This window comes from Microbacterium sp. NPDC076911 (assembly GCF_040687125.1).
Taxonomy (GTDB): Bacteria; Actinomycetota; Actinomycetes; order Actinomycetales; family Microbacteriaceae; genus Microbacterium.
The window spans coordinates 456,594-472,505 of the sequence record NZ_JBFBMP010000002.1; the positions used below are offsets into that span (position 1 = coordinate 456,594).

Consider the following 15,912-nt stretch of genomic DNA (forward strand, 5'->3'; position numbering starts at 1 on the left):
ACGTCCCCGTGCACCCTGTTTCGCCCACCCACTCATGTCTCGGCGATCACGATCACGATCACGATGACGCGCTCCTCCCCAGCCGGTGCTTGAGAGGTTGACACTCCCCGCCTACCGATTCGCCATTCGATGGATGCTGCGCCGCGCGATCCTGGAGGCATGAGCGACGACGGGTCCAACATGCTGCGAAGCCATCGGTGCTCGCGCATTGCGCAGCGACCCGGGCAACTGTTGCGCCTTCGAAGAGGCATCTACGTGAACAGCGCGTGGTGGCTGACTCTGCAGCCGTCTCAGCGATATCGCGAACGGGTGCGAGCAGCATCCCTATCGCTCGAGAATCCGATATTTGCGCTCGAGTCAGCTGCCGCCATCCACGGTCTCCCCGTGTTCGGCACACCTCGCATCCACCTCTACTCCCCCACAGGCGCCAGCAGCTACCGCCACAGCGACATCACTGTTCATGCGAGCGCTAATACGCGCGAGGTCGTGCGCGTTGATGGATTGCAAACGACATCGGCGCTGGATACCGTCGTGGACTTGATTCGGGTGCTCCCGCTGGCACTCGCTGTCGCCGTAGTCGATGCGGCACTCGCCAGGGGCCTCCCTGTCGCGGCCGTACGAGACCGCATGGACTCTCAGACGAATCAACGTGGCGTTCGCAACGCGCGCGCGGCGCTCGAACTTGCCGACGCTCGCTCTGAGTCTATCCTCGAAAGCATCAGCCGAGTAGTCATCGCCCATCTCGGCTACGAGCAGCCAGACCTACAAGTCAGCTTCGTACTCGAAGAGGGGACTTCGAGGGTGGACTTCTTTTGGCGCTCGGCAAACATCGTCGGAGAAGCTGACGGCGAAGCCAAGTACACCGGCGAGTTTGCGCCGACCGTGCAGACCGTTCGTCAGGAGCGCCGACGCGAGGTTTCGCTGCTGCGCGTCACGCATCGCGTCGCCCGATGGGGATGGGCCGACGTGTGGCATCCCGGCCGGCTCGACAAGATTCTTAGGGATGCAGGTGTACCGCGCCTACGCCCCGCCGATCCCGCGGTTGAGAGCATCCTTCGCAATGCGCGCACAACCGCCCGCTGACGCACGCGCAGCCGTAGGGCCTGCGCGCGCGGGCACGCGCGCCCCCGGGCCCCCGGGCGCGCGCGAGACATGACTTCGTGCGCGAAACAAGTTGCACGCCGGCTTGTCTGGCGCCCGAGCTCTTGTTTCGGCGACAATGCGCTTCTGTGGCGGTGCGTCGCGGTGCTCGCGGCGCGCCGGTCAGCCTGCAGTGCGAGCAGCGCCGCCGCCAGCACCCGCGGCGTCTTCCGCAGCGGCATCTTCGAGGTCTTCGACCTCTTTCTCCCACTGATCCTTCGCGAGGCGGTACCAGAGGTAGAACGCGAAGCCACCGAAGATCGCCCACTCAGCGGCATAGAAGATGTTAAGCCAGTTGATCGGGTTGGCCAGCTCCGGAGCGGGTGACGCGATTGCCACCAACCCGCCGAGCGGCTCAACCGATGCGATGTACTGGCGGTACACGTCGAGGCCTTCGATGTCGTGCCATTGACTTAGCAGCGCAGCGGTCGACAGTGATGACATCGCCTGCGGATCGCCGCCGTGCGGGGGCGGAACGGGCGTCTCATCTGAAATCAGCCGCCCGGCGATGACGTACGAAGCGGGCACCGTAGCATCCGCTTCAAGCTGCTCGACTGCAGCGCGAGCGTCTTCCTCGGTCGCGGCCCAGCCGATCGCCACAGCCACAGACGTTGCGGCATCAGTGTTGTCGAGGCGCAACTGACCGGTAACCCAATAGCCTTCCGCGCCATCGTTAAACCGCGACGACACGATCAGAAAATCGCCCGGCACCCACACGCCCTGAGTCTCAACGCGTTGCCCCACGAGCGGTTCAGGCAGATACTCGCCTGGGCCTGCCACCTCATCGAGAGGCAGAATCTCTTCGGTTGCACCCGCGGGCGGCGGATTCGTATCAATTGCTCGATCTAGCTGCCACTGCCCGAGCCACGCGAACACTCCCGCCACGATCAGACAGAGAGCGAGCAGGCCCAACCATTCCCTCCGCAGCATGACCTCACGCAGCGTCGGCGGAAAGACCTCGGGAATAACGGGGCCGCTTGGCGCTACCGCAGGTTCAGCACTGGCCAAAGCACCGTCGCCCGAAGCGTTATCGCCCAGGGCCCTACTCCCGAAAGCCACGCCAGCGAAATTCGGGTCGTCCGATTCGGCGCCAGACGAACCCACATAGTCGGCTTCGTGACTGTCCACCGCCATGCCGTCAGGCACGCCGTCAGCCGACATCGCTTCAACATCCGCGTGACCAGCGTCCGCGCCGCCAGCACCCGCCCCAGCCTCTAAACCAGCAGCAGCAGCACCAGCCCCAGCACCAGCACCCGCAGCACCACCAGCACCCGCCCCAGCCTCTAAACCGTCCGCACCAGCACCAGCACCACCCGAGCCCGCAGCCGCCGTGTCACCGGCGTCCGCGCCATCGGCGGGGTCGCCGTTCACCGAACTCACCGGTTGGCGTAGGGCGCGACGACGACCTCGACGCGCTGGAACTCCTTGAGGTCGGAATACCCGGTCGTGGCCATCGACTTGCGAAGTGCGCCAATAAGGTTTGCAGTGCCATCGGCGACCGGAGCCGGCCCGTACAGCACCTCTTCAAGCGTGCCGACCTGGTCTACCTTCACGCGACGGCCGCGCGGCAGCTGCGCATGGTGAGCCTCGGGACCCCAGTGGTACCCCTGACCTGGCGCATCCGTCGCTCGAGCGAGTGCGACACCGAGCATGACAGCGTCTGCGCCCATCGCGAGAGCCTTGACGATATCTCCAGACGTACCGACACCGCCGTCGGCGATGACGTGCACATACCGCCCGCCCGACTCATCGAGGTAGTCGCGGCGCGCGCCAGCGACGTCAGCGACAGCGGTCGCCATTGGGGCGTGCAGACCGAGCGTCACACGAGTGGTGGATGCTGCGCCCCCACCGAATCCGACGAGCACACCCGCCGCACCCGTGCGCATGAGGTGAAGGGCTGCGGTGTAGGTCGCGGCGCCTCCGACGATGACAGGAACGTCGAGGTCGTAGATGAACTTCTTGAGGTTCAACGGCTCGTCGACCGACGAGACATGCTCAGCCGACACCGTGGTGCCACGGATCACGAAAAGGTCGACTCCTGCGGCGACCACCGTTTCGTACAGATCCTGCGTGCGCTGCGGAGTGAGCGAGCCAGCAACGGTCACACCGGCGGCCCGAATCTCGGCCAGTCGGTCACGCACAAGCTCGGGCTTAATCGGCTCGGCATAGAGCTCCTGCATGCGACGTGTCGCAGCAGCCTTGTCGAGCGCAGCGATCTCGCTGAGAAAGGGTGTGGGGTCGTCGTAGCGGGTCCACAAGCCTTCAAGGTCGAGCACCCCGAGCCCACCAAGCTGACCGAGCATGATGGCCGTCTGCGGGCTCACCACGGAGTCCATCGGCGCGCCCATCACGGGAATGTCGAATTGGAACGCATCAATTGACCACGCGGTCGATACGTCTTCGGGGTTTCGCGTTCGCCGCGAGGGCACCACCGCGATGTCATCGAAGGTGAATGCGCGTCGTGCGCGCTTAGCGCGGCCGATTTCGATCTCCATGCTCACCCTCTCAGCCTAGTCGGCTCCTCAAAAACACAGACCACCAGACGATGGATGCTGCAGCCACCGGCGCTATGCGGCCGAGTAGCGACCCGATGCCACCGCCCGCGCGCGGGCCTTCGCGGCCTCTTCTTCGCGGTTCTTAGGCGGCGCAGTGGTGACGAGGTCGTCGAGCAGGTGCTGCGTGATGTGCGCGATCTCGTTCACCGCCTTGTCGAACGCCTCACGATTGGCCTGACTGGGCTTCGAGGTGCCCGCGATCTTGCGCACATATTGCAGCGCGGCGGCGTGCACTTCATCACCGGTGGCAGCGGGCTCAAAATTGTGAAGGGTGTGAATGTTCCGGCACATGCGGCCGACGATACGCCCGAGTGCCGACATCTTCCACCCCTCAGACCATCACCCTGCTACTTGCGGTAGTTGGGCGCCTCTACAACGATCTGCACGTCGTGTGGGTGTGACTCTTTGAGGCCGGCAGCGGTGATGCGAACGAACTTGCCCTTGGCCTTCAGCTCTTCGATAGTGCGAGCACCGACGTAGAACATCGACTGACGAAGTCCACCGACGAGTTGATAGGCAACCGCAGACACCGGGCCTCGGTACGCGACCTGACCTTCGATCCCCTCAGGAATCAGCTTGTCGTCGTTCGGCACGTCCGCCTGAAAATAGCGGTCCTTCGAATACGAGGTCTTCTGTCCTCGGGTCTGCATCGCGCCGAGCGAGCCCATGCCGCGGTACTGCTTGAACTGCTTGCCGCCGACGAAGACCACCTCACCGGGGCTTTCATCGGTGCCTGCGAACAGCGAGCCGATCATGACCGAATCTGCACCCGCGACGATTGCCTTGGCGATGTCGCCGGAGTACTGCAGTCCGCCGTCAGCGATGACTGGCACTCCGGCCTCGCGCGCGGCGAGGAAGGCTTCGTAGACGGCGGTGACCTGGGGAACGCCCACGCCTGCGACAACGCGAGTGGTGCAGATCGACCCCGGGCCGACACCCACCTTCACCGCGTCAACGCCTGCATCGATCAGCGCCTGAGCACCCTCGCGTGTTGCGACATTGCCGCCGATCACGTCGATGTGCTCGAAGCTCGGGTCTGCCTTCAGCCGCGTCACCAGATCGATAACGCCTGCCGATTGCCCGTTCGCGGTGTCAACGACGAGTACGTCAACGCCGACATCGCGAAGCGCTTCAGCACGCTCCCATGCGTCACCAAAGAACCCGATGGCGGCACCGACACGAAGGCGCCCATGCTCGTCTTTGGTGGCGAGCGGGTACTTCTCGCTCTTGTCGAAGTCTTTGATAGTGATGAGACCCGCGAGCTTGCCATCGTCGTCGATGAGAGGCAGCTTCTCCACGCGATACTTCGCGAATGTCGCGAGAACGTCGTTGGCGCCGATGCCGACCTTGGCGGTGATGAGGCCTTCAGCGGTCATCACGTCTTTGACGAGCGTGGTCTGGCGCTCGAAACCCGAGACGAAACGCATGTCGCGGTTGGTCACGATGCCCACCAGAACGCCGTCGGCGTCGATGACCGGCAACCCGGAGATGCGGTAGGTGGCGCACAGGTCGTCGACTTCTTCGATCGTCGTTTCTGGCGTGGTCGTGATGGGGTCGGTGATCATGCCCGACTCGCTGCGCTTCACCCGGTCAACCATCGACGCCTGGTCGGCGATGGATGCGTTGCGGTGGAGAATTCCGAGCCCGCCCTCGCGAGCAACAGCAATAGCCATGCGCGTCTCGGTGACGGTGTCCATGGCGCTTGAGATGAGCGGCGTGGCTACGGTGATCCGGCGTGTCACACGCGACGACGTGTCCGCTTCGCTGGGAATGACGTCGGTGTGCCCCGGCAGGAGCAAGACGTCATCGTAGGTCAATCCGACGAAACCGAACGGGTCGTTGTGCTCCATGGGTTCTCCCGCGCTCGTAGCGCAAATGTTGAGGTTGTCGGCGAGGGCCGGTGCGCCTCGGTGCGCCGCACCAATCCTAAACCGTGCGAACGCGCGATTATTCCGCCGCTAATGAACATTTACAAGGTCTCATCACAATTTGGCAAGGTTCTTTAAAGGAGCGTGCATGAAACACTCAGGACACATTAGGGTCGTAGCGTCGTCACTCATGGCCGATGCGACCCGAGTGTCGGCATGCATGAGCCGGACTGGGAGGTTCAGTGAGTTCAACGATTGAGGCCGGATCGCGACTAGGTCGCGTCCGCGCCATATCTGCACTCATCGCGTTATTCATTGTGTTCTGCGGCATCTTTGTTACGTCAGCGCCCGCGCTGGCTGCGGAAGATGATCCATACCGAATCAGCGGAAACGTACAGCTCGATGGCGAGCCGCTAGAAGGCGTCGCGCTATCGGTTGACGGACCCGGTGGCCTCCAAGAGGTCGAAACCGATGAGAACGGTCAATGGAGCGCACAGGTTCCCGAGCGCGGCGAGGTCTACACCGTCACGCTCGACGAGAACACGCTTCCCGAGGGCATCGCTGTCGTCGACGAAGAGAGCGACACCCCTAACGTCAAAGAAGCTGAGATGGGGCAGGGTGGCCGCCTCAGCGTCAACTTCTTCATCGGCGAAGGTGAACGAAACGTCACCAGCTTCTTCGACCAGCTGGTGCAGCGCCTCGTGCAGGGTGTGTCCTTCGGGCTGATGCTCGCCCTTGGTGCGGTCGGCCTGACGCTCGTCTACGGCACAACCGGCATTTCCAACTTCGCCCACGGTGAGATGGTCACCTTCGGCGCGATAGCGGGATTCCTCATCGTCGGCCCCGCCAGCCTGGCGTTACCGTGGTGGCTCGGTTTTCCACTCGCGATCATTCTCAGCGGTGTATTCGGGCTCGTGCTCGACATGATCTTATGGAGACCGCTACGAAGGCGAAGGGTCGGCGTAGTGCAGCTGATGATCGTCAGCATTGGTCTGTCGCTCGCGCTGCGCTACATCTTCCAGTACATCATCGGCGGCGGAACGGTGCAGTTGCCCGGTGGCGACGCCCCTCGCTTCGCCCTCTTCGGCTCCGTTTCGATGAGCGTTATCGACATGGTGTCGATTGCAATCTCGATCGTCGTCATCGTGATCTTCGCGCTCTGGCTGAACCGTTCGCGGCTCGGCAAGGCAACGCGTGCCATCTCAGACAATCCCTCGCTTGCGGCAGCATCCGGAATCGACGTTGACCACGTGGTTCGCGTGGTCTGGATCGTCTCAGGGGCCCTCGCGGGCCTTTCTGGAATCTTGTTCGCCTACTACCGCCCCGGCATCAAATGGGACATGGGAGCGCAGTTGCTGTTGCTCATGTTCGCCGCAGTGGTATTGGGTGGCCTCGGCACCGCCTATGGCGCGCTCGTCGGCGCACTGATCGTCGGAATTCTCGTGGAGACGTCAAGCCTCTGGATTCCCGCTGATCTCAAGTACGCGAGCGCGCTCCTCATCCTCATTGTGATTCTGCTGTTCCGACCACAGGGCATCCTGGGTCGCAGCGAGAGAATAGGCTAAGGGCGATTCATGGACTGGATACAGATTCTCTCAAACACCGCGTCATCGATCATCAGCCCTGCCACGCTCGGGTACGCCCTTGCCGCGCTGGGACTGGCGATGCACTTCGGTTACACCGGCCTTATCAACATGGGTATCGCTGGCTTCATGGCCGTCGGTGCCTACGGCTTCGCAATCACGAGCCTCATGTTCGCGTTCCCCTGGTGGCTCGCGGCCCTGACAGGACTCATCGCCTCGGGTGTGTTCGCGTTGATTCTGGGTATACCCACCCTGCGACTGCGCGGCGACTATCTGGCGATCGTCACGATCGCCGCGGCCGAAGTCGTCAGGTTGCTCTTCCTCACCACCGCATTCGATGACGTCACCGGCTCTGCCGACGGCCTCAGCGGCTACCAGGGCAGCTTCCAGGACTTCAACCCGCTCGATGCGACCCAGACCTACGGCTTCGGCCCCTGGGAATACAACGGCACCGCTTGGTGGGTGCGCATCGTCGGCATCATCACCCTCGCGATCGGTGTGCTGATCGTGTGGCTGCTGGTTCGCAGCCCCTGGGGTCGCGCACTGCGAGGCATCCGTGAAGACGAAGACGCCGTGCGTTCACTCGGAAAGAACGTCTTCGCTTACAAGCTGCAGTCACTGGTTCTCGGTGGCATGCTCGCCGCAGCGGGTGGAATCATCATCTCGCTCGAACGAGCCGTCAGCCCCGGCGTCTACGTCACCTCGCTGACGTTCTTCATCTGGACCGCACTTCTGCTCGGTGGCGCCGCGACGGTCTTCGGACCGGTTCTCGGTTCGCTGATCTTCTGGGCGCTGCAGACGTTCCTCAGCAACGTTCTTCCGGCAATGGTCAAGGCGGGCTACCTCCCGTTCATGACCGAGATTCAGGCGAGTACGGTGCGCTACATCCTGGTGGGTATAGCGCTCATGCTCCTGGTGATCTTCATGCCGCAGGGCATCCTCGGCAACAAGAAGGAGCTGACCTTTGTCAAGTGATCAGATGCCAGGCGGACCGAGCGATGACAGCGCTCCCGTCGAAAGCACGATGACTGCCCCTGTCGCCCGCGACAAGACCACGGGATTGCACGTTGGCGAAGCCGTTCCCGGCTGCGCCAAGGTCGACCCGATCATCATCGCCGACAATGTGCGTCGCTCTTTCGGTGGCGTCCATGCCGTCGACGTCGACCACCTTGAGATCCCGCGTGGTGCGATTACCGCTCTGATCGGTCCGAACGGTGCGGGTAAAACCACTCTGTTCAACCTGCTCACCGGTTTCGACCAGCCCAACGAGGGCAAGTGGAGTTATGACGGCCACGACCTTTCGGGCGTCGCCGCGTACAAGGTCGCTCGCATGGGCCTGGTGCGCACCTTCCAGCTCACCAAAGCGCTGGGCCTTCTCACCGTCATGGAGAACATGAAGCTCGGTGCGAAGAACCAGAAGGGTGAGAAGTTCTGGGCGAGCATGATCCCCGCTCTCTGGCGCAAGCAGGATGACGCGCTTGAAGACCAGGCGATGGAGTTGCTGCAGCGCTTCAAGCTCGACGCGAAGGCCGACGACTTCGCAGCATCCCTCTCGGGTGGCCAACGCAAGCTCCTCGAAATGGCTCGCGCGCTCATGACGGTGCCCACGCTGGTGATGCTCGACGAGCCGATGGCCGGTGTCAACCCGGCGCTCACCCAGTCGCTGCTCGATCACATCCTGAACCTCAAAGATGACGGCATGACCGTGCTGTTCGTCGAGCACGACATGCACATGGTGCGCCATATCGCCGACTGGGTTGTCGTCATGGCTGAAGGCCGCGTGGTTGCTGAGGGCGACCCGCACGAGGTCATGAAGAACCCTGCCGTGATCGACGCGTATCTCGGAGCCCACCAGGAGCTCGACCTGGGCGTGGTCACGGGTCGCATTACTATTCAGGATGCTGATCCCTCCGCCGACCCCGAAGCATCGTCGCAGGCGAGCGCTGACGCCCTCGTCGCCGACGGTATTGCTGAAGAAGAAGTCGCCGCGGCCGCAACATCCACCAGCGCCGAAAGCCAGGAGGACTCGAAGTGAGCACCACCGCCACGGAAACCCCTGTTGTACTCATCAAGGATGTTCACGCCGGCTATCTTCCGGGTGTCAACATTCTCAACGGCTGCAACCTGGTCGCGAACCAGGCCGAGCTGATCGGCATCATCGGCCCCAACGGCGCGGGAAAGTCCACGCTGTTGAAGGCGATGTTCGGCCAGGTCAACATCCGCAGCGGTGAGGTATTGCTTGACGGCGAAGACATCACGCACCTGCGGGCGAACAAGCTGGTGTCACGCGGGGTGGGCTTCATTCCGCAGACCAACAATGTGTTCCCGAGTCTGACGATCGAAGAGAATCTTCAGATGGGGCTGTACCAGAACCCCAAGATCTACGACAAGCGTCTCGAATTTGTGACGAGTATCTTCGCTGAGCTGGGTGCGCGTCTGAAGCAGCGTGCTGGCTCGCTCTCGGGCGGTGAACGCCAGATGGTGGCCATGGGCCGCGCGCTCATGATGGACCCGAAGGTGCTTCTGCTCGACGAGCCTTCGGCAGGCCTGTCTCCCGTTCGTCAAGACGAAGCGTTCATCCGCGTCTCTGAGATCAACAAAGCGGGCGTCACCTGCATCATGGTGGAGCAGAACGCACGCCGTTGCTTGCAGATCTGCGACCGCGCCTACGTGCTCGACCAAGGCCGTGATGCCTACACCGGCACCGGTCGTGAATTGTTGCACGACGCGAAGGTCACCGAGCTGTACCTCGGAACCCTGGGCGTCTAAGACGAAAGTTCTTTTGGGGTGGGATGCTGCGGCATCCCACCCCATTGCTTTGCCCTCAAGACGCTGGGCCGAGCTGACCACACCGGGGTACCCGCGCCGCTGAACTCGCACGCACTGCTCGTAGCGACACCACGCACCGCGCCGCGACTTCGCGCGTTAACGAGAAAGGGCCCCGAGTCCGAAGACTCGGGGCCCTTCAGCCTGCTAGAGGTTATTAGCCCTCGTAGCCGACGTAGTTGTTGTCGTCACCGTACTGGTAGATGCCGATCGATGCTTCGGTCGGGTCGCCGGCCTCATCGAACGTGATCGGGCCAGAAACGCCGTCGTAGTCAGCAACGCCGCCTCCGACGATGATGTCTGCACACTCAGCGAAGCTGGTGCAGGTCTCGCCGTCACCCGAACCACCGGAAACCTCGATGAGCTTCTCAGCGATTGCTGCGGAGTCGGTCGAACCGGCTGCGAGGCTCGCGAGGGCCAGGAGGATGGTGGCGTCGTACGACTCGGCTGCGTAGCTGTACTCAGTCAGCGGCTCGCCGCCCTCGTCGGTCAGGAACGTGTCGAGCGCGCTGGTGAAGTCACCGAGCGTGTCGATCGTCAGACCGGGCAGGGTGCCCTTTGCGCCCGTGAGCGAGCCTTCTGCGAGGTCGTCACCGAAGTTGGCAAGGTTGCCATCAACGAAGTAGAGGTCTTCAGCCGGGAAGTCAGCGAGGACGCTCGGAAGCATCGTCTTGACCTCTTCGAACGTGATCAGTGCGATCGCGTCGGGGTCAGCTGCAAGAACCTCAGAGATCTGAGCGTCGAACGTGGTGTCACCCGTGTTGTAGGTGGGCGCTGCGACAACCTCGCCACCGGCGGCTTCGAAGGCCTGGGTGACGTAGTTGGCGAGACCGGTACCGTAGGAGTCGTTCAGCACGATCATGCCGAGCGTCTGGTGGCCGTCTTCAGCGATGAGGTTACCAAGAACCTCACCCTGCAGAACGTCCGAAGGCGCGGTACGGAAGTACAGTCCGCCGTCGTCGTACGTGGTGAATGCGTCCGACGTGTTGGCCGGCGAGAACTGGATTACGCCAGCACCCGTGACCTGGTCGATGAACTGAAGCGAAACACCCGAAGATGCTGCACCGATGATCGCCGAGACGTTCTCACCGAGCAGACGAGGGATCTCAACCTCGTAAGCCTTGTTGTCGAGGTCACCGGAGTCACCGTACACAACATCGATGTCGAGACCAGTGTCTGCGGTCGACATGTTGATTTCTGACATCGCGTACGCGACACCTGCTTCTTCGGGCGGGCCGAGGAAGGCGAGGTTACCGGTCTGCGGAAGCGCAGTACCGACCTTGAGGCTCAGCGAATCGGCGGGTGCCGCCGTGTCTGAAGTGTCTTCCGTGCTGCTGCTTGAGCAGCCTGCGAGAAAGAGTGCGCTGACGCCGACCGCGGCGATGCCGCCGAAGACCTTGCCTGCACGCGAACGAATAAAGACGCTCATGTTGCTCCTTGCTGTGATTGACTCGGGCGCGACTCGGGCGCACACCCAGTGAAGTCCAACCTAGCCGCGCTAAGGCTTCCGCAATGTTGCCGTTCGTTAACGATGTGTTTCGCGCGCCAATCGTTACAACCCCGAGATCAAATGGATATTTCGCTCTGCCGCCCGGAATATCCGTCCGCACCGTAAGGTTGACATTGTGGAATACCCCCCTAGGGTAGCCACGCAACGAAAGGCATCTCGATGACGACGACTGTGTATAACGTGACCGGTATGAGTTGCGACCACTGCGAGGTGGCCGTACGCAATGAGGTGGCCAAGCTTCCGGGGGTAGACACCGTCGAAGTCTCGGCACTTCGCGGCATCCTCACCATTGAATCGTCCACACCGCTCGACGACGCTTCGGTGCTCGAGGCGGTCGACGAAGCAGGCTACGAAGCCGCACGCGCCTGATGCCAGCGAACCCAACCACTCCTCTGACACGCGTCGAGCTTGAGATCGGCGGCATGACGTGCGCCTCGTGCGCCAGCCGAATCGAGAAGAAGCTCAACCGCATCGACGGCGTGACTGCGTCGGTGAATTTCGCCACCGAGAAGGCAGTGGTCACGGCTGACGGCAATCTCGACCCGAAGTCGCTCATCGCTACGGTCGAACAGACGGGGTACACCGCCGCTCTTCCCGCCGCGCCCGAGGCAGGCAGAACCACCCCACGTGATTACGAGCTTGAGGGGCTGCGCCAGCGTCTGATCGGATCGGTGGTGCTCGCGCTGCCCGTGATTGCTCTCGCGATGATTCCCGCGCTGCAGTTCACTTACTGGCAGTGGGTCTCGCTTGCGCTTACGGCACCCATCGTGGTCTGGGGAGCGTGGCCGTTTCACCGTGCTGCCTGGGTCAACCTGCGCCACGGCGCCGCCACGATGGACACCCTCGTATCAATTGGTGTGTCCGCAGCATTCTTGTGGTCGCTCTATGCCCTCTTCTTCGGCGACGCGGGCGTGCCGGGAATGACGCACACCTTCGAGTGGACGGTTCAGCCCTCCGACGGCGCGAGCGACATCTACTTTGAGGTCGCCGCCGGCGTCACCATGTTCCTACTCGCGGGCCGCTACTTCGAGTTGCGCTCCAAGCGGCGCGCGGGCTCTGCGCTTCGCGCATTGCTCGATGTTGGGGCGAAGGATGCCGCAGTGCTGCGCCCGTCAGCGGATGGCGGGCAGCGGGAAGTGCGCATTCCGATCAGCGAAGTGCGTGTCGGCGATGACTTCGTGGTGCGGCCCGGCGAGAAGATCGCCACCGATGGGGTCATCTCCGCCGGGTCCTCGGCGGTGGATGCGTCGATGGTCACAGGCGAATCGGTGCCGGTCGAGGTCGTCCCGGGCGATGCCGTAATCGGCGCCACCGTCAACGCCGGTGGGCGGCTTGTCGTTCGCGCCACCCGCGTGGGCGATGACACGCAACTTGCACAAATGGCGCGACTCGTCGAAGAGGCCCAGTCGGGCAAGGCGCAGGTTCAGCGTCTCGCCGATCGTATCTCGGGCGTCTTCGTGCCGATCGTGCTGGTGATAGCGCTGGCGACGTTCACCACGTGGTTGCTTCTCGGCTTTGCTCCCTCGATGGCGACAACCGCTGCGGTCGCGGTGTTGATCATTGCGTGCCCTTGTGCACTGGGCTTGGCGACCCCCACCGCCCTGCTCGTCGGCACGGGTCGCGGGGCGCAGTTGGGCATCCTTATCAAAGGCCCTGAGATTCTTGAATCCACCCGCCGCGTCGACACCATCGTGCTCGACAAGACTGGCACCGTGACTTCTGGTCGTATGGCGCTTGACGAAGTGGTGTTGGCACCGTCCGTGGGCGAAATCGCAGCATCCACTCGCCCTGACGTCCTGCGTCTGGCTGGGGCGCTTGAGAATGCGTCTGAACACCCCATCGCCCGTGCGATCGCCCGCGCTGCCGAGACGGAAACCGGCACGCTGCCGAGCGTCGAGGCGTTCCAGAACACCGCCGGCAAAGGAGTGTCGGGCGTCATCGACTCGCACGCGGTGGTTGTCGGAAACGCCGCGCTGCTGGCTGACTGGTCGATGCAGATTCCGGTCGCCCTCGATGTTGCCAAACGCGCGGCAGAGGCAAGAGGCAACACTGCCGTGCTGGTGGGCTGGGACGGACAGGCTCGCGGGTTGCTGACCGTAGCCGACCAACTCAAACCCACCAGCGAAGAGGCGATCTCGCAGGTGAAGGCGCTCGGCCTGACCCCGGTGCTGCTCACCGGGGATAACGAGTCGGTCGCACAAAACGTGGCCGAGCAGGTGGGAATCGAGCGCGTCACCGCTGAGGTGCTGCCCCAAGACAAGGTTGAGGTGATCAAGGCGCTGCAAGCGGAGGGCCGCGTGGTGGCAATGGTCGGTGACGGAGTCAACGATGCTGCCGCTCTCGCTCAGGCAGATCTCGGGCTCGCAATGGGAACGGGCACCGACGTTGCGATCGAGGCCTCCGACATCACCCTCGTTCGCGGCGATCTGCGAAGCGCAGCCGATGCAATTCGCCTGTCACGCTCGACGCTCGCCACGATTAAAGTCAACCTCTTTTGGGCCTTCGCCTACAACGTGGCCGCGATCCCGCTGGCGGCCCTCGGGCTGCTCAACCCCATGATCGCCGGAGCCGCGATGGCCTTGTCGAGCGTGTTCGTCGTGGGCAACAGCCTGCGTCTGCGCTCATTTCGCAGTCGCGCCCTGCCCGCCCCCGAGAAAAGGACCGCATGATGACCGATACGCAAATGTCCGCCGAAGCCCATGCGCACCACGGGTATATCACCGACAAAGACAAGTACCTCAACCGGCTGAAGCGCATCGAAGGTCAAGCGCGCGGCATCCACAAGATGATCGACGATGAGAAGTACTGCATCGACATCCTCACCCAGGTGAGTGCAATGACGAGCGCTCTTGAAGCCGTCGCACTCGGGCTGCTGGAAGATCACCTGAGGCACTGTGTGGTGGATGCTGCCAGAATCGGCGGTGCCGAAGCCGACGCAAAGATCACCGAGGCGTCACAGGCAATCGCCCGTCTCGTGCGCTGACCCTTTGGCGATCCCGCCTTAAAACACTTCTCCGACGGGCGCGGTTGCCGTCGACCGACGCGATCGCCGCCTGGCCACGAATGAGTCAATGGTCAGCAGGGTGAGTGCAACCCAGACCAGGCCAAAACCAATCCATCTCTCGAGCGGCATGGGTTCGCCCAGCAGCAGCCAGCCCGTCAAGAACTGCATGATCGGCGTGATGAATTGCAGCAGCCCGATAACCGAGAGGGGCACGCGGCGGGTAGCGCTGGCGAAGAGCAGCAGCGGTACCGCGGTGACGACGCCGGCGAGGCTCAGCAGCGCGGCATGCTCCCAGCCGTACTCCCCCATCGTCCACCCACCGGTTGCCGCGACGACAGCGAGCATGACGATGGCGACGGGCATCAGCCACATCGTCTCGAGCGTCAGGCCACTGACAGCATCCACCGATGGGCCGATCTTCTTCTTCACCAAGCCATAGCTGCCGAACGAGACTGTGAGCAGCAACGCGATCCACGGCACGGTGCCGTAGCCCACAACAATGACGACCACGGCAAGGGCGACGATGCCGATGGCTACCCACTGGGTGATGCGCAGCTTCTCGTGCAACACCAGCACGCCGAGCAGTACGGTGAAGATCGGGTTGATGAAGTAGCCGAGGCTGGTCTCGATGACATGGTTCGTCAACGCCCCGATGATGAACACCTGCCAGTTGACGAAGATGAGCACACCGGCGAGCGCGGTGAGTGCCATGAGCCGCGGTTGCCGCATGATCGCCCACAGCTTCGACCATTTGCGAGTGACCGCGATGAGAAAAGCACAGAAGACGAGCGACAGGGCGACGCGCCAGGCGACGAGCTCAAACGGTCCGGTGGGAACGAGCAGCAGAAAGTAGAGCGGCAGCAGCCCCCACAGCAGGTACGCCGAGACCCCGTACAGACCGCCGAGGCTGCGTTCGCGTGCGGGATCAGGTGTCACTGGGTCAGCCTATGTGCCGTTGCGGGTGCGCCGGGCCCAATGCCGTTCCACCACCCTACTCTTCTGCCGGCCCGACTGTTGGCTACTGATGCCGGTGCGGCATACCGCCCCCGCACCCCACGCGCGCAAAAGGGCCGGATGCCGAAGCATCCGACCCTGATCTCGCGAGCGAGAAGTTAGCGAACGACGACTGCGAGAACGTCGCGAGCCGACAGAACGATGAACTCGTCTCCGCCGAACTTGACCTCGGTGCCACCGTACTTGCTGTAGATGACACGGTCACCAACGGCGACGTCCATCGGGACGCGGTTGCCGTTGTCGTCGATGCGGCCCGGGCCCACTGCCATGACCTCGCCCTCCTGGGGCTTCTCCTTGGCGGTGTCGGGGATGACCAGACCGCTGGAAGTGGTCTGCTCGGCCTCGACCTGCTTGATGACGATGCGGTCTTCGAGCGGCTTAATGGAAACCGACACGGTCTACCTCTTCTTTC

At 63.0% G+C, this 15,912-nt stretch carries 16 protein-coding genes; 8 read left to right on the forward strand and 8 right to left on the reverse strand.

Translation table 11 applies throughout. The features are described 5' to 3' along the window. Window positions 1-32 precede the first annotated feature (32 nt). The gene (locus AB0O81_RS04555; RefSeq protein ID WP_363581673.1) at window positions 33-182 is read right to left on the reverse strand and encodes a hypothetical protein; all 150 of its coding nucleotides are present in this window, start codon (window positions 180-182) and stop codon (window positions 33-35) included. Window positions 183-255: 73 nt separating this feature from the next. On the opposite strand from AB0O81_RS04555, the gene AB0O81_RS04560 reads away from it, so the two are divergent. Further along, window positions 256-1,083, forward strand: a complete 828-nt coding sequence (locus tag AB0O81_RS04560; RefSeq protein ID WP_363581675.1) for a hypothetical protein — start codon at window positions 256-258, stop codon at window positions 1,081-1,083. Window positions 1,084-1,263: 180 nt separating this feature from the next. On the opposite strand, the gene AB0O81_RS04565 is transcribed toward AB0O81_RS04560, so the two are convergent. The 4 genes from AB0O81_RS04565 to guaB all read right to left on the reverse strand — a co-directional run bounded on the left by AB0O81_RS04565 (window position 1,264) and on the right by guaB (window position 5,545). Further along, entirely contained in the window at window positions 1,264-2,511 is a 1,248-nt protein-coding gene (locus tag AB0O81_RS04565; protein WP_363581677.1) for an SURF1 family cytochrome oxidase biogenesis protein, read from the reverse strand. A 5-nt stretch (window positions 2,512-2,516) separates the two neighbouring features. Beyond that, entirely contained in the window at window positions 2,517-3,635 is a 1,119-nt protein-coding gene (locus AB0O81_RS04570; RefSeq protein WP_363581789.1) for a GuaB3 family IMP dehydrogenase-related protein, read from the reverse strand. A gap of 72 nt (window positions 3,636-3,707) precedes the next feature. After that, window positions 3,708-3,986, reverse strand: coding sequence for a DUF2277 domain-containing protein (locus AB0O81_RS04575; protein WP_363581791.1), 279 nt, complete (start codon window positions 3,984-3,986; stop codon window positions 3,708-3,710). Window positions 3,987-4,042: 56 nt separating this feature from the next. Then, window positions 4,043-5,545, reverse strand: a complete 1,503-nt coding sequence (gene guaB, locus AB0O81_RS04580; RefSeq protein WP_363581679.1) for an IMP dehydrogenase — start codon at window positions 5,543-5,545, stop codon at window positions 4,043-4,045. A gap of 260 nt (window positions 5,546-5,805) precedes the next feature. Here guaB and AB0O81_RS04585 point away from each other — a divergent pair, with 260 nt between their 5' ends. Genes AB0O81_RS04585 through AB0O81_RS04600 form a run of 4 tightly spaced genes read left to right on the forward strand, consistent with a single transcriptional unit; the run spans window position 5,806 to window position 9,915 of the window. After that, entirely contained in the window at window positions 5,806-7,128 is a 1,323-nt protein-coding gene (locus tag AB0O81_RS04585; RefSeq protein WP_363581681.1) for a branched-chain amino acid ABC transporter permease, read from the forward strand. Between the two features lie 9 nt (window positions 7,129-7,137). Continuing rightward, window positions 7,138-8,121, forward strand: coding sequence for a branched-chain amino acid ABC transporter permease (locus AB0O81_RS04590; protein ID WP_363581683.1), 984 nt, complete (start codon window positions 7,138-7,140; stop codon window positions 8,119-8,121). Between the two features lie 49 nt (window positions 8,122-8,170). Beyond that, window positions 8,171-9,181 carry an ABC transporter ATP-binding protein gene (locus AB0O81_RS04595; protein WP_363581793.1) on the forward strand — a complete coding sequence of 337 codons (1,011 nt, stop codon included), beginning with the start codon at window positions 8,171-8,173 and terminating at the stop codon, window positions 9,179-9,181. After that, a complete protein-coding gene (locus AB0O81_RS04600; RefSeq protein ID WP_363581685.1) occupies window positions 9,178-9,915 on the forward strand; it encodes an ABC transporter ATP-binding protein in 738 nt (245 codons plus the stop codon). Before AB0O81_RS04595 ends, AB0O81_RS04600 begins: the two co-directional genes overlap by 4 nt. Window positions 9,916-10,129: 214 nt before the next feature. On the opposite strand, the gene AB0O81_RS04605 is transcribed toward AB0O81_RS04600, so the two are convergent. Next, on the reverse strand, window positions 10,130-11,401 hold the full coding sequence (locus tag AB0O81_RS04605) for an ABC transporter substrate-binding protein (RefSeq protein ID WP_363581687.1): 1,272 nt from the start codon (window positions 11,399-11,401) through the stop codon (window positions 10,130-10,132). Window positions 11,402-11,641: 240 nt separating this feature from the next. On the opposite strand from AB0O81_RS04605, the gene AB0O81_RS04610 reads away from it, so the two are divergent. From AB0O81_RS04610 to AB0O81_RS04620, 3 genes are read left to right on the forward strand one after another with little or no spacing between them, the layout of a single operon-like run. Beyond that, window positions 11,642-11,851 (forward strand): heavy-metal-associated domain-containing protein, encoded by a 210-nt coding sequence (locus AB0O81_RS04610; protein WP_363581689.1) that lies wholly within the window; start codon window positions 11,642-11,644, stop codon window positions 11,849-11,851. After that, entirely contained in the window at window positions 11,851-14,151 is a 2,301-nt protein-coding gene (locus AB0O81_RS04615) for a heavy metal translocating P-type ATPase (RefSeq protein WP_363581691.1), read from the forward strand. Before AB0O81_RS04610 ends, AB0O81_RS04615 begins: the two co-directional genes overlap by 1 nt. Further along, window positions 14,151-14,465, forward strand: a complete 315-nt coding sequence (locus AB0O81_RS04620) for a metal-sensitive transcriptional regulator (protein ID WP_363581693.1) — start codon at window positions 14,151-14,153, stop codon at window positions 14,463-14,465. Before AB0O81_RS04615 ends, AB0O81_RS04620 begins: the two co-directional genes overlap by 1 nt. Window positions 14,466-14,483: 18 nt before the next feature. Here the strand turns inward: AB0O81_RS04620 and rarD are convergent, their stop codons facing one another. Together rarD and groES are read right to left on the reverse strand one after the other, a co-directional pair. Then, a complete protein-coding gene (gene rarD / locus AB0O81_RS04625; RefSeq protein WP_363581695.1) occupies window positions 14,484-15,422 on the reverse strand; it encodes an EamA family transporter RarD in 939 nt (312 codons plus the stop codon). Between the two features lie 176 nt (window positions 15,423-15,598). Next, a complete protein-coding gene (gene groES, locus AB0O81_RS04630; protein ID WP_337338495.1) occupies window positions 15,599-15,895 on the reverse strand; it encodes a co-chaperone GroES in 297 nt (98 codons plus the stop codon). Window positions 15,896-15,912: the final 17 nt, after the last annotated feature.

Excerpts from the sequence above, each read along its gene's own strand:
- guaB (WP_363581679.1), bottom strand. The coding sequence starts at position 5,545 with ATGGAGCACAACGACCCGTTCGGTTTCGTCGGATTGACCTACGATGAC.
- AB0O81_RS04620 (WP_363581693.1), top strand. The coding sequence starts at position 14,151 with ATGACCGATACGCAAATGTCCGCCGAAGCCCATGCGCACCACGGGTAT.
- AB0O81_RS04570 (WP_363581789.1), bottom strand. The coding sequence starts at position 3,635 with ATGGAGATCGAAATCGGCCGCGCTAAGCGCGCACGACGCGCATTCACC.
- AB0O81_RS04605 (WP_363581687.1), bottom strand. The coding sequence starts at position 11,401 with ATGAGCGTCTTTATTCGTTCGCGTGCAGGCAAGGTCTTCGGCGGCATC.
- AB0O81_RS04615 (WP_363581691.1), top strand. The coding sequence starts at position 11,851 with ATGCCAGCGAACCCAACCACTCCTCTGACACGCGTCGAGCTTGAGATC.
- AB0O81_RS04590 (WP_363581683.1), top strand. The coding sequence starts at position 7,138 with ATGGACTGGATACAGATTCTCTCAAACACCGCGTCATCGATCATCAGC.
- AB0O81_RS04610 (WP_363581689.1), top strand. The coding sequence starts at position 11,642 with ATGACGACGACTGTGTATAACGTGACCGGTATGAGTTGCGACCACTGC.
- AB0O81_RS04575 (WP_363581791.1), bottom strand. The coding sequence starts at position 3,986 with ATGTGCCGGAACATTCACACCCTTCACAATTTTGAGCCCGCTGCCACC.
- AB0O81_RS04595 (WP_363581793.1), top strand. The coding sequence starts at position 8,171 with ATGACTGCCCCTGTCGCCCGCGACAAGACCACGGGATTGCACGTTGGC.
- AB0O81_RS04555 (WP_363581673.1), bottom strand. The coding sequence starts at position 182 with ATGTTGGACCCGTCGTCGCTCATGCCTCCAGGATCGCGCGGCGCAGCA.